General features: G+C 58.7%; 3 protein-coding genes. All 3 read right to left on the bottom strand.

The features are described 5' to 3' along the window. The coding region (locus tag D0T11_RS19720) for a non-ribosomal peptide synthetase (protein WP_119657532.1) at window positions 1-3,977 on the bottom strand (3,977 nt) is incomplete at its 3' end. Window positions 3,978-3,983: 6 nt separating this feature from the next. Further along, on the bottom strand, window positions 3,984-4,949 hold the full coding sequence (gene gntD / locus D0T11_RS19715) for a guanitoxin biosynthesis L-enduracididine beta-hydroxylase GntD (RefSeq protein WP_119657531.1): 966 nt from the start codon (window positions 4,947-4,949) through the stop codon (window positions 3,984-3,986). Window positions 4,950-5,147: 198 nt separating this feature from the next. Next, window positions 5,148-13,919 (bottom strand): non-ribosomal peptide synthetase, encoded by an 8,772-nt coding sequence (locus tag D0T11_RS19710; RefSeq protein WP_119657530.1) that lies wholly within the window; start codon window positions 13,917-13,919, stop codon window positions 5,148-5,150. Window positions 13,920-13,939: the final 20 nt, after the last annotated feature.

Genomic DNA, 13,939 nt, shown 5'->3' with positions numbered 1-13,939 from the left:
AGCAGGGCCACTTGATCGGGGCGCTCCCGCACTTGGGCCTCGAACAGGCTCACCAGCGTCTGGGTCTGGTCGTAGGGGGCGGCCGTGGCGTTGAAGACTTCCAGCTGCTGAGCCCGCTCCGACTCACTCAAATACTCCAACGTCCCGATTGCCTGGTCGGGCGCCAGCAATAGGGCATCAAGGAGCTGCGCCAGGTGATTTGCTAACTGGGCCACCAGCGGGGCTTCCAGGATATCGAGGTTGTATTCAATGGCGACTTCCAGCGCGTCTTCCACCTCGGTAAAGTTGAAGATTAGGTCAAACTTGCTGAACCGGTGCTCCATGCCGGCGTAGGGGCTAATTTTCACGTCGTCGGGCTGGGCATCAGCGGCGTGCAACTCCGTGTTCTGCAGAACCAGCATCACGTCGAACAGAGCACTCCGGCTCATGTTGCGGGGCAGCCGCAGGGCTTCGATCAGCTCGTCAAATGGGTAGGCTTGGTGTTCATAGGCATCAAGAGTAATCTGCCGGGTATGCGCCAAAACGTCCCGGAAGGAATCTGAGCCACTGAAGCGGCTACGCAGCGCTAAGGTGTTGAGGTAAAAGCCGATCTGGTTTTCCAAGTCGGCATGCTCGCGCCCGGCAATGGGCGTGCCGATAATAATGTCTTCTTGGCCGGTATAGCGGTGCAGCAAAGCGTTTACGACAGCTAAAAGCCCCATAAATAGTGTGCTTTCCTCCTGCTGCACCAGCGCCCGGAGCTGACGGGTAGTGACGGAGCCAATCTGCCGGACGAGCATGGCCCCGTTGTAGGTTTTCATGGCGGGGCGGGGCTGGCGGGCGGGCAGTTCCAGGGTGGGCAATTCGCCTTGCAACTGCCCGAGCCAGTAGGCTTTATGTGGCTCGAATGCCCCCTGGCTCAACAGCCCACGCTGCCACACCGCGTAGTCTTTATACTGAATAGGCAATGGAACCAGTCGCGCCGGTTCGCCCTTCAGATTCGCCTGGAATAGCTGCTTTAGTTCATTGGTCAGAATTTCCATCGACCAGCCGTCGCTGATGATGTGGTGCATCACGAATACTAGCACCCACTGTGCGTCGGCAATCTGATACACGGCCGCCCGCATCAAAGGCCCCGCTGCCAGGTCGAAGGGGTGGCGGGCCACGTCGGGCACTAGACTTTTCAGGTACTCGGCAGGCCGGGATTGCCCACGCAGGTCTTGGTAAGCAACTCGGAACCCGGCTTCGGCAGCGGGCAGCACGTATTGGCGGATTTCGGCCTGCTCGTTTTCACGGAACACCGTGCGCAGAATCTCATGTCGCTCCAGCAGCGCCGCAAAAGATTGTTCCAGTGCCGGTAGGTCGAACTTCTCGAACAGGTATATGCCCGGCATATTGTGCGCGGCATTGCCCTGCTCAAATTGGCTGAGTACCCACACGCGCTGCTGAGAGGAAGACAACAGGTAGCTGGGCTGTACGGGCGCGGGCTGCAAGCTTTGGTGGGCGCTCTGCACCGCGTCGCCGATCAGACGGGCCTGGTCTTCCAGCACCGGAAAGGCAAACAGCTTCTTTAGCTCCATCTTCACTTCGAAGGCCTTCCGGATCTGGCTAATCAGACGCATGGCCTTGAGACTATGCCCGCCCAGATCGAAGAAATTGTCCTTCACCCCTATCGTTTCGCGGCCCAGCAACTGTTGCCAGAGCCCGATGAGCGTGGCTTCGGTTTCGTTGCGCGGACCCACATACTCTTGGACCCCAGGAGTCCAGCCACTGTCTGCGGTCGAAAGCCTCTTTTTGTCCACTTTGCCGTTGGCCGTCAGCGGCAACTTATCCAGCACATGGTACCGGACCGGAATCATGTAAGCAGGCAATTTGTCGAGCAGATAGGCCTGGATGGTGACAACAAATTCCCCGGCACTTCTGCCGGTAGCTGCTCTGGACACCAGGAAGGCATGAATCTGCTTTTCCCCACCCGACTCATTAACTTTCAGGACCGCGTCAGCTATTTCCGGGTGCTCGTGCAACACAAACTCGATTTCACTCAGCTCCACGCGCTGCCCTCTTATCTTAAGCTGGTCATCCTGGCGCCCCATGAGTTCGATGCTACCCTCGGGCAGGCGACGGGCCAAGTCACCGGTGCGGTAGAGGCGCTGCCCAGGCTTCAGCGGATGCCCGACAAACTTGTCGGCCGTGAGGGCCGGCTGGTTGAGGTAGCCCCGGGCCAGCCCGCTGCCGCCCGTACAGATTTCACCCGTCACAAAATCGGGACACGGCAGTCCGTACTCATCTACAATCAGCAGGTCGTAGTTAGGCACAAACTCGTCGAACCGGGTAACCGTGCCCGGCTGGCACAGCGCCCCTACCGTATCAATAGCCGTTTCGGTTTGGCCATACACGTTAAACAGCGTGTAACCCTTGGCCAAGATGGCATCCTTCAGTGATTCGGTTAGCCGGTCGCCGCCGCAGAGCAGGTAGTCCAGGAAATCGAGCCGGGGCGAGTCCAGAAAATACTCGGCAAGGGTGTCCGGAATTACCTGAATAAAATTGATTCGATATTTGCGCAGGTAGCCCAAAAACGAGTCTTTGTCCTGGCTTTCTTCCTTGATCGGCACATACAGCGTAAGCCCGTTCATCAGGGCCGAATAGATTTCCTGGAAAGCAATGTCGATTACGCTCTTCGTAAGCTGCACAATCCGGGTATCGTCGGTAATAGCGTACCGCTCATTGTACCAAAACAGCAGGTTCATGATGGCCGCGTGCTCAATCATGATGCCTTTGGGCTTACCAGTAGTGCCGGACGAGTAGATGACGTAGGCCAGATCGGTGGGCCGGGGTAGCGCTAGGGCTATCGGCCCGACCCTGGCTCCGATACCGGCCAGATTCACCAGCTGGCAGCCAGGCAGTTCGCTAACCACATCGTCGGCATCGGTCAGAATCAACGTCAGGTTCGCGTCGGCCACGATGTCGCGTACGCGCTCTGCCGGATATTCCTTGTCAATGGGCACATACGCCGCCCCGGCCCACAGAATGCCCGTAATGGTAGCCACCAGCAGGGCCGAGCGGTCCATCAGCACGCCCACCAAGGCACCCGGGCCGCCGGTTTGCGCCGTTACCATAGCCGCTATTTCTTCAGCTTGGGCCGCCAGCTCCGCATATGTCAGTACTGTTTCGCCGTAGACCAGCGCGGTCTTGCCGGGATGGCGGGCTACGGATTCCAGAAACAGGTCGATTACCGTTACGTGCTGCGGATAGGGGCGCGTGTTGTTCTCAAACCGCGTGCTCCAGGCCGCCAGCTTATGCGGCGGAATAACGTCGCAGGCCGCCAGGGCTTTGTTCTTATTCATCGAAAGGCCTAACACAACCTGGAGCAGGCTTTCCGCCATATCCCGCAGCATGGCCGCCGGATAGGCTCCCGAGCGGCAGCTGATGCTGATACAGGTTTCCGCTTGCTCCACTATCTCCACCAGCAACTCGTGCTCCGTTAGCCAAGTGCCCGGCTCCCGCAGCCGGGAATAGCTCAGGCCCACGCCCCGCAACGGAGCCAGACTGCCCGTGCGGCGCACGTATTCCTGGTTCAGGGCCGCCTCGTCGTAGTGCCGGTGCTTGTGGGCCGTATTCAGCGTCTCGTGCACCTGCCCGAGCAGCTCGTGGATCAGTGTTTGCCCGCCCAGGTGCAGCCGACAGTGCAGCGGGCCACTCGGTACTCCCTCATTCCCGGGCAACGCCAGTGGCGGCAAGGAAACAAGCAGTTCATCCTGGTGAGAGTATTTCCAAAGCACCGTCGTCAAGCCGCTCAGAAAAAGTTTGAGTACGTTCAGGTCTTTGTCGCCAGCTATTCTGCGAATAGCCGCCGCATCGGCGGGACTCACCGGCAGGCTCACGGTACTGGCTTCTGCCGCCACATCGGCCGGCGCGGATACGCCCGGCAGGCGCAGAGCTTTGGCATCCTGGAGGTGCTCTATCCAATAATTCACGGCACCGAATTCAATACTAGACATACTGGCTTAGGTTATTACAATCATCCGGGAACTGTGATGCTGGCGCAGCACGCGCGACTTACGCAGATCGGACGTGATATTCACCCGCTTCAGCCACCGGTCAGTGCCATCGAAGCGTGGGGGAAAAGCCTTACGGCCGTGTACGACCCGGTAGTTGTCGAGAAAGACCACGTCGCCTTGCCGCAGCACTAGCTCGTAAAGGGATTTATTGAACTCCTGCGTGATTTGGCGCAGCGCTTCACGGGCCGGCTCATCGCCCGGTACGGCCTGCATGAAGGAAGGGTCTATCTTGACGTAGGGGGCGCTAGCATCCCCGAATAAGACCGACTGGGGCAAAGTGCTTTTCAGGTGCTCGTTTTCGAAATTCTTGTCCATCTGAAACAGATAGCGCGGCTCGAACAACAGCTTTTTAGTTTCCTGCTCCAAGTGGATATCTTGGATCGAGCCAATGATGGTAGGAATCTGCTCGATGTTGCGCAGGCACATCAGGGCCAGGTAATCGGCCCGAAACGGGTGAAATGCTTCCTCCGTGTGCCAGTCGAGGTCAATCATACTGCCCGTGCTGAGCTGCTCTTTCTCGTGCGACCGGAGCGGGAGAATGTTGTTGATCAGGGCTCCATCGCGCTGGCAGCTCCAGCCAAAGGCATCCCCGACCTGGGAAATGAGCAGCATCAGTAGGAAGCCTTCCCGTCGCGCTGAGCCCTCGTCGATTTCCTTGCTGGTGGCGGCCGGGGTTTGCCCGATGCCGGCGTCGTCGATGTGGAAGCCTCGGAGCACCAAGGTGCCATTATGGTTTTCGCAGTATTTGAACTCGCTCAGGCTAAGTAGTACGCGCGTGGGCAACTGGGCGGCATAAGCCCGTACGCGCAGCAGAAAGCGCTCTTCGCAGGGCAAGCTATATTTTCCCATTAGCATACGCAGCAGCACATCGAGTTTCTCGTTTTCCTGCTGACTCAATTCAATTATATACATAGACTTATATTTAAGAAGGCAATTCTGCTAGTGGGGTCCGGCGATGGCCGGAAGAAATAATTCACGGATTTTTTTCCAGGTTTAGTGCAATAAATATCAAATTTTCGTTATAGAATAGTAACGACCGTTGGTCGCACGCCGACCTAGTACTGGCAGCAATGATCAGCAAAGCCGGAAACAGGGTAGTACCGGCCATGCCTACAGGCTCAAGTCGTTGATTAGCTCTTCCTCCGCAGAAGCCGAATAGAGGACCTTGCTGGGGTACGGTGACAGAGAGTTGGCTTGGTGGTAGGCTAATTGCCCAAGTTGTCTGATAGTCATAGCAGGGTTGGCAACAATAGCCGCCAACAGATATTCCAGGTGGTCGGCTAGGCGGAGGATAGTAGTATGCTTAAATAACGCGGTATTGTAGATAATTTTGGCCTTTATCGCATCATCAGCCTCTTCAAAGTCAAAAGATATATCAAATTCACTTGTCAGGCTCTGATTTTTTTCATAACCCGTTATTGTTAATCCAGATAGGTTGTCGGGGGCGGCTACCGGGCCGTCGGCGGTATTTTGCAATACCACCGTTACGTCCATCAATACGTTACGGCTCAAGTCGCGGCGCAAGTTCAGTTCCCCTACCAACTCATTGAAAGGGTATGCCTGATGCTCATAGGCTCCCAATGTTACAGCTTTTATATTTTCCAGCATAGCCAAAAAACTATTTTCCCCGCTAAACCTAGTGCGAAGGGCCAGCATATTCAGGTAAAAACCGATCTGGTCTTCCAGCTCCGGATGCTGACGGCCGGCAATGGGAGCGCCGATAACACTGTCTTCCTGGCCGTTATAGTAGAATAGCAGCGTATTGACAGCGGCTAACAAGCCCATGAACAGAGTGGCTCCCTGTGCACGGCTTAGGGCCATGAATGCCTGGCTCAATTCGGCGGGCAGCGCCTTTTCCAGCGTGGCCCCTTCGTAGGTTTTGGATTCGGGGCGCGGCTGGTCAGTGGGTAGTTGCATCACGGGCAATGTCCCTTCAAACTGCCGTAACCAGTAGTCGCGGTGCTTGCTGGTGGCGGAGTAGAACTGCTGCTGCTGCCAGGCGGCAAAATCCTTGTATTGAATACGCAGCGCGGGCAGTTGGAGCGGATAGTTTTGGTCGTAGGCTCTGTAAAGCTGCAGCAACTCCCGGATTAGTATCTCCATCGACCAGCCGTCACTGATGATATGGTGCATCACATAAACGAATATCCATTTGTCGTCTTCGATCTGCAGCAGGCTGCCCCGCAGCAACGGTCCAGCCTCCAGGTCGAAGGGCTGCTGAAATTCGGCTTGCACCAGCGCTGCCATTTCGGCTTCCTTAGCTCCGCGTCTATCGGCGTAGGCTAGGCGAAAGCCGTGGGCATCGGCGGGGTTGATCAACTGCCGGACGTCGCCATCAGCATCTTCGCGGAATACGGTGCGCAGAATTTCGTGGCGTTCCAGTACCGCCTGAAACGCGCGTTCTAGGGCATCCTGGTTCAAAGCACCTTCGAAGACGTAGGCGGCAGGCATATTGTAGGTACCGCTACCCCCTTCCAACTGAGCCGTGATCCAGAGGCGGTACTGCGACGAGGAAAGCTCGTAGTTGGGCTGCGGCGCCACCTTGGGAATGGCGCTGAAGGCTGCTGTGGCCGCCCGGCGAATCAACTGCGCCTGATCTTCCAGAATAGGGTTGGCAAACAAGTCCTTTAGTTCCACTCTGGCCTCAAACACTTTGTGCACCTGGCTACTGAGGCGGGTAGCCTTCAGGCTATGACCGCCCAGGTCGAAGAAGTTATCCTTCATGCCGATGCTTTCTTTGCCCAGCAATTCCTGCCAGATGAGCTGCAGCTTCTCTTCGGTTTCATTGCGGGGTGCTACGTAAGTCACGCCGGTTGCCAGGCCCAGCCCTTCCGGATCGGGCAGCTTGCGGCGGTCGACTTTGCCGTTCACGGTCAGAGGCAGGCGGTCTAACGGCACAAACTGACTAGGCACCATGTACGCCGGCAGGGTTTTGCCTAAGTGGGTGCGAATGTCGGAGGTAGTAACGGGTATACTACTCACTAAGTAAGCTACCAACTCACTGTCGCCGCTGCGGTTGGCTTTGGCCTGCACGGCTACGTCCTGCACGGCCGGATATCGGCGGACAGCATTTTCAATTTCGCCCAATTCAATCCGGTAACCCCGGATCTTGACCTGATCATCCTTACGGCCCATAAACTCGACGGTGCCATTGGCCAGCCAGCGGCCCAGGTCGCCGGTACGGTAGAGCCGCCCGCCGGTCCGGAACGGATCTGCTACGAACTTTTCGGCCGTCAGGGCCGGCTGATTTAAGTAGCCGCGGGCTACGCCGGCCCCGCCAATGCAGATTTCACCGACAACACCCACCGGCAGCAACTGCTGCTGCTCATTGGCGATGTAGAAGGCAGCATTCTGGTTGGGTGTGCCAATGACGGTGCCCCGGAATGCGTGCTGCACCGTCGAATACTGCATGATAGAGACGAAGACCGCAGTTTCGGTGGGGCCATACATCACATTGATACGGGCATTGGGAAACAGCTCCCGCAGGCCTTCCAGCACGTGCGTCGGCACTGCATCACCACCGATGAACAGGTCTGTCAGGCCCAGGTAATCGCCGGCTGAGTTGGTGCTGCGGATGTAGTTGACGACCTGCGCAGCCAGGGCCGGGACCGAATCGAAGGAATTAACGTCCTTCAACCGCTCGGCCAAGGCCGGAATGTCCTTCACCGAGGTATCAGGCAGCAACAGCACCGTGCCGCCGGAGAGACAGGGAAAGAAGAGCTGAAACAGGGAGATATCAAAGGCGTATGAGGCCACCGCAGGCAGGCTGATAGTTTGCCCGTGCAGGAACCGCGCCTGGCAACTCCCCAGGAACGAAACGATGCTACAGTGCTCGATCATGACGCCTTTGGGCTGACCCGTGGAACCTGAGGTGTAGATGATATAGGCCAGGCTGTGGGGGGCGACAGGCACCGTGGGCGGTGTGCTGGCGTATTGCCGGATGTGTACCAAGTCAAACTGCTGCTTGCGTTTGGCAATCCGGCCCGGGGCTTGGTGCCGGTCGATGCACATGAGGGCATCGTAGCGGAACTCGGTCAGCTCGTTGGCAATGGTGTAGATTTTATCGGTGTAACTGATGCTGGCAATACCCATGCGGTCGGCCAACAGGTCATCGAGGTAATGGCGGGACACGAACAACTCGGCCGACAAGTCAGTTTTGGTGCGGTAGCCTTCAGCGGCGTGGTGCCGGGCAAAGTCGGTGAGGCTATCAATCAGTTCCAGGCGCCGGTCTTCGTCCATGATGTCGCCCAGGAACAGCAGGCCCGTGGGGTTCATCTTGTCGATGACCTTGGTCAGCACCCGGCGCAGGTAGTTGTGCCCGTCGAAGCTCTGAATAACGCTATTGATGATGACCAGATCGAAGCCGCTGTCGTCGAGCTGGTCGATTTCGTGGGCCGGCAGGCACGAGAGGGTAATGTGTCCGTGGCCTTGCGTATCGACTTCCCGCCGGGTATTTGCCAAGATGGACGACGACAGGTCGGTGCCGTGGTAGGCCCCCACATGGGGGGCAATCTGGAACATGGTGAGGCCCGAGGCGCACCCGATTTCCAGCACTTTCATGCCAGGGTGCAGGTGGGGTCGGAGCTTGAGAAAGACATTTTCGCTGTATTCCCGCATTTCCTCCTCCCCCAGGTAAGCGCCAGTGTAGGAGCTCATCCAACCGCCGCCTGAAATGGCATCGGTGGCGGTGGTACCCACATGGTCCCAGAGGTCTTTGCGCATCAGGTCGTTGCGCAGCAGGCCTTGTTCGTTGTAAATATCAGTCGAGTCGATACAGATCAACGAGCGGAGCGGGTCCAGCCGCCATTGCAGACGGTTGGCAAACTCAATCTGGTCTTTTTCGGCGAGCAATACCTCGATACCGGCATCTTCGAGCATGAACAGCAGCCGCTCCTCGGGGTAGTTGCTGTCAAGGGGCACGTAGGCACCGCCGGCTTTGAGAATACCCAGGATGGAGACGAGCAGGTCAGCATTGCGGGACTGTAACACGCCCACCCGGCTTTCCGGGACCAGCTTCAGGCTGCCGCTCAGGAAACCGGCCAGTTGGTCGGCCCGCTCGTTCAGCTCCCGGTAAGTGAACGAACCGCTTTCGTCGACGGCGGCAATATGCTCGGGATAGAGTCGGGCTTGCCGGGCAAATACGTCGTGGAGCGTATCGGCGGAGGCGTGGAGCGCGGCAGGCTCGGTGAGGTAGCGCCGCAGCAGCAGCTGCTCCTCGTCGGGGCTTACCATCCTAATGGCGGAGAGCAGCGTATCGGGCTGGCTCAAGGCCTGCTGCAATACAGTTTTGAAGTGCCCAACCAGCCGCTGAATAGTGGTCAGATCGTAGATGGCCGAGTAGTATTCCAGGTTGATGGCAATATCATCCTGCTGCTCGGTCACAAACCAGGTCATGTCGAATTTGGCTGTTTCGGGTCCCTTCCAGCGCGCGAGAATGTTGGCCTGCAGGTTATCGAACTCGTTGCCGGCCAGCAGGATGGATTTGTCGGCAGTAGAGGTGGCGAAGTTCTGTACCACCATCGACACGTCGAACACCGGGTTGCGGGCCGGGTCGCGCTCCACCTTGAGCCAGTCGACCAGGTTTTCGAACTGGATATCCTGGTTGTCGTAGGCCACCAGGCACTGAGAGGCCACTTCCCGGTAGAAATCAGCAAACGTCTTGCTGCCCACCGGCTGGTTGCGGATGGCCAGGGTATTGACGAACATACCCACGATGCGGTCCAGATCGGGGTGGCGGCGGCCGGCAATGCCGCAGCCCACTACGAGGTCTTCCTGGCCAGTGTAGAGGTGCAGCACCACATTCAGGGCGGCCAGCAGGCTCATCTGGAGGGTGCCCTGGTGTTGGTGGCCAAAGCGCCGCACTTGCTGCGTCAGCTCGGGGCCGAGCAAAAACTGGTGGCTAGCTCCGTCGAAGCTGAAGTGCGCGGGCCGTGCCCGGTCAGTGGGGAAGTTGAGCTTGGACAGGCTCCCGGCAAATTCTGCGAGCCAATACTGCTTCTGGGTTTCAAACTGGCCACTGTCAAGCTGCTCGTTCTGCCATTCGGAAAAGTCGCGGTATTGCAGCGGTAGTGGAGGCAATGCCTGGCCCTGGTAGAACTGGAAGAAGTCGCCGATCAGTGCTTCCTGCGATGTGCCGTCGGAGATAATATGGTGAATATCCACGACCCAGGCGTAGCCCAGGCCCGTGACTTTAATCAGCGCCGAGCGCAGCAGCGGGGCCTGGGTCAGATCGAAGGCCCGTAGGTAGGCGTGTAGGTAGGCTTCCAGCGCCTCGGGGGCGCACTCGTGCTCATCCAGCACGAACGGTACTCGGGCGTGTACCTGCTGGCTGGCCATGCCCTCCACTTTCACGAAGGAAGTGCGCAGGCTATCGTGGCGCTCGATGAGTTGGGTCAGGGCCGAGGCCAGCTTTTCTTTGTCGATGGTGCGGCCCAGGTAGGTTACCAGGGGCATATTGTAGCTGGTGCTGTCCGGGGCCAGTTCCTGCAAGAAATAAACGCGTTTCTGGGCCGACGATAAGGCGTAATACTCCTTGGCCGGAGCCGGCTGAATGCTGACGTAGGCAGCCTCGTCGGCGGCGCTGATGAGCCGGGCCTGCTGCTCCAGCACGGCGTGGGTGAAGATGGTTTTCAGATCGAGCCTGACAGCAAACTGCTGGCGCACTTGGTTGATGAGGCGCATGGCCTTGAGACTATGACCGCCCAAATCGAAGAAGTTGTCGGCCACCCCGATTTTTTCCCGGCCCAGTATTTCGGCCCAGATCCCGGCCAGCGCGGCTTCCGTTTCGTTGCGTGGGGCCTGGTAGGCCACGCCATCGGCCCGCAGCTGCCCCCCCAGCCGTAGCAGTTGCGGGCGGTCTACTTTGCCGTTGGAGGTTAGTGGCAGAACCGGCAGTGGCACGTAGGCCTGGGGCAGCATATACGCCGGCAGCTGCTGGCTCAGGTAAGCACGCACTGGCTCCAGCTCGAAGCCTGGCTGGTTAACGATATACGCCCACAGGCTTTGCTCCTCTCCCACCGTTTTCACCAGTACCACGGCCGAGTCGATATGCGGGTGGCTTTGCAGCACGTTTTCAATTTCGCCCAGTTCGATGCGGTAGCCGCGCAGCTTCACCTGCTCGTCTTGGCGGCCCAGAAACTCCATAGTGCCCGTGGGCAGCCAGCGGCCCAGGTCGCCGGTTCGGTAGAGGCGGGCTCCGGCTTCGGCGCTGAACGGGTCGACCACGAAGCGCTCCGCCGTTAGATGCGGTTGATTCAGGTAGCCCCGGGCCACGCCGGCCCCACCCACGTACACTTCGCCCGACACGCCAATACCCACCGGCTGCCGGCGGCTGTCGAGCACGTAGGCTGTGCTGTTGGCCACGGGCCGGCCGATGGGAATGGCCTGCTCCCAGGTTTCGTCGATGGGGTAGCAGAGCGAGAACGTTGTATTCTCGGTGGGGCCGTAGCCGTTGATGATGTGCAGGGCCGGGTAGGCGGCCCGCACGGCGTTGACGTGCTTGGGGGAAAGCCGGTCGCCACCCACTAGAGCATAGTCGAGCCGGCTGAAAATAGTGGGGTCGATATCGGCAAGCTGGTTGAACCATGAGGCGGTAAACCAAGCCATTGTAATGCGCTGCGCCAGCAGGTAATGCTTCAACTGGGCGGGGTCCAGGAGTTGCTCCTGGGGCAGCAGGTGCAGGGTACCGCCGTTGAGCAGCATACCCCAAAGCTCAAAAGTAGTAGCATCAAACGACAGCGAGCCGGTTTGCAATAGCCGGTCGTTGGAGCTGAAGGCAATGTAGTTGGTATTTTTTACCAAGCGCACCACACTGCGGTGTTCCACCAGTACGCCTTTGGGCCGACCCATGGAGCCGGAAGTATACATCACATACGCCAGGCTGGTGGGCTGGTGTCGGGCCATCGGCGGCGACGTAGGGTAAGTAGCGGCCAGCGGCCGGAAACGAGCCAGCTCGGCCTCGTCGAATACCAGGGCGCAGCCACTGTCGGCCAGCATGTATTCCACGCGCTCCGGCGGGTAGTCGGCATCAATGGGCACGTAGGCCGCCCCGGCTTTGAGAATGCCCAGCGTGGCAATCACCCACCAAGTACTCCGCTCCAGCCGCAGGCCCACCAGCGCATCGGGCGGGAGTACATATTCGGACTGCAGGTAGTGCGCTACCTGATTGGCGTGCTCCTCCACCTGCTGGTAAGTCAGGGCTAAGCCCTGATACACCACTGCCACCTGGGCCGGGTTGCGGGCAGCCTGCTCCTCAAATAGCTCTGTGATAGTCTGGTGCTTCGGATAGGGCGTAGCAGTAGCGTTGAAATCGCCCAGCACCGCCTGCTTTTCCTGCTCCCCCAAGTACTCCAGCGCCAGCACCGGCTGCTCGGGCGCGGCGGTAGCGGCCTGTAATAAGTGCCTGAAATGCTCGCCGAGGCGGATGGCGGTGGCCGGGTCGTACAGGTCGGTGTTGTACTCTACGCGCAGGTGTAGTTGCCCATCGTTCTCCCCAAAGTTGAAGGTGAGGTCGAACTTGCTAGTTTCGTCATCCAGCTTGTCGTAGCCCCGGATGGTCAGCTCGTCCACTGTTCGCTCATTGCCCTGCCCCGCGTTGTCCTGCAGCACCACCATCACGTCGAACAGGGCATTGCGGCTCCCGTCGCGGGGCAGTTGCAGGCTTTCCACCAGCTCATCGAAGGGAAAATCCTGGTGTTCGTAGGCTCCCAGAGTTGTCTGTTTCACCTGCCGCAGCAACTGGCGGAAGCTGTCCTCGGGTCCAAACTGGGTGCGCAGGGCCAGGGTATTGACGTAGAGACCGATCTGCTGTTCCAGATCGGCGTGCTGGCGGCCGGCAATGGGAATGCCAACGATAAGGTCTTGCTGATTAGTGTAGCGGTACAGCAGGGTCATGACGGCGGCCAGCAGGCCCATAAACAGGGTACTTCCCTCCTGCTCACACACTTTTTTTAGCGGCTCAATGATGCTGGCCCCCAGCAGCATGGTCACAGCACCACCCTGGTAGGTTTTCAGGGCCGGACGGGGCCGGTCGGTGGGCAGTTCCAGCAGCGGCAGGCAGCCCTCGAACTGACGGAGCCAGTAGGTGCGGTGCTCCCGCATGGCCGGGGTGCCAAGTTGCTGCCGCTGCCAAGCCGCGTAGTCCTTATAGTGGATACCCAAAGCTGCCAGCGGGTTATGCCAGCCCTGGGCGTGGGCATGGTAGAGTGCGAGCAGCTCCCGCAGAATGACATTCATTGACCACCCGTCGCAGATGATATGGTGCAAGACGTAGGTCAGCAGCCACGTATGATCTTCAAGCTGGTAAAGCGTGACGCGCAGCAGCGGACCGGCCACCAGGTCGAACGGCGTAAGGCAATCCTGCCGTACGGCCTGGCTCAGTTCCAAGGCTTGCGGCAAGGCAGTGCGCAGGTCATGGTGGGCAATGCCGAAACCGGTTTCGGCAGCCGATAACACGCACTGCTTCACGTCGCCGGTTTCGTCTTCCCGGAACACGGTGCGCAGACTTTCGTGGCGCTCCACCAGCGCCTGAAAAGCAGCCCGCAGGCTGGCCTCGTCTAGGTTGCCTTCGAAAATATACGCTCCGGGGATGTTATAGGCCACGTTGCCTTCCTGAAACTGGCTGATAATCCAGAGCCGCAGCTGGGCCGCTGACAGGGGATGAAACGCCTGGGCCGGCACGGTCGGAATACCGGTGTAGGCTGCTTCCCGCGACTTGCGCAGCAGGCTGATGATATCTTCTTTGTAGTGCCGCAGCTGGTCTCGCTCGTCCGGGTTGAGGGCTTTGATATTGCCACTGAGCCGGATATTTTCCCCGGAATCGTCGAGGGCAATGTTGATGTCTTTCTGGCGGCAGTTCGCTAGGATATCTAATACGTCTTTCATGGTTTATACTGGGTCCGGTT

This window comes from Hymenobacter rubripertinctus (assembly GCF_003583925.1).
Lineage (GTDB): Bacteria > Bacteroidota > Bacteroidia > Cytophagales > Hymenobacteraceae > Hymenobacter > Hymenobacter rubripertinctus.
Note: the sequence above shows the minus strand (reverse complement) of the source record. Positions and strands in the feature narration are given on the sequence as shown.

Coding starts and splice junctions, on each gene's coding strand:
- gntD (WP_119657531.1), bottom strand. CDS start 4,949: ATGTATATAATTGAATTGAGTCAGCAGGAAAACGAGAAACTCGATGTG.
- D0T11_RS19710 (WP_119657530.1), bottom strand. CDS start 13,919: ATGAAAGACGTATTAGATATCCTAGCGAACTGCCGCCAGAAAGACATC.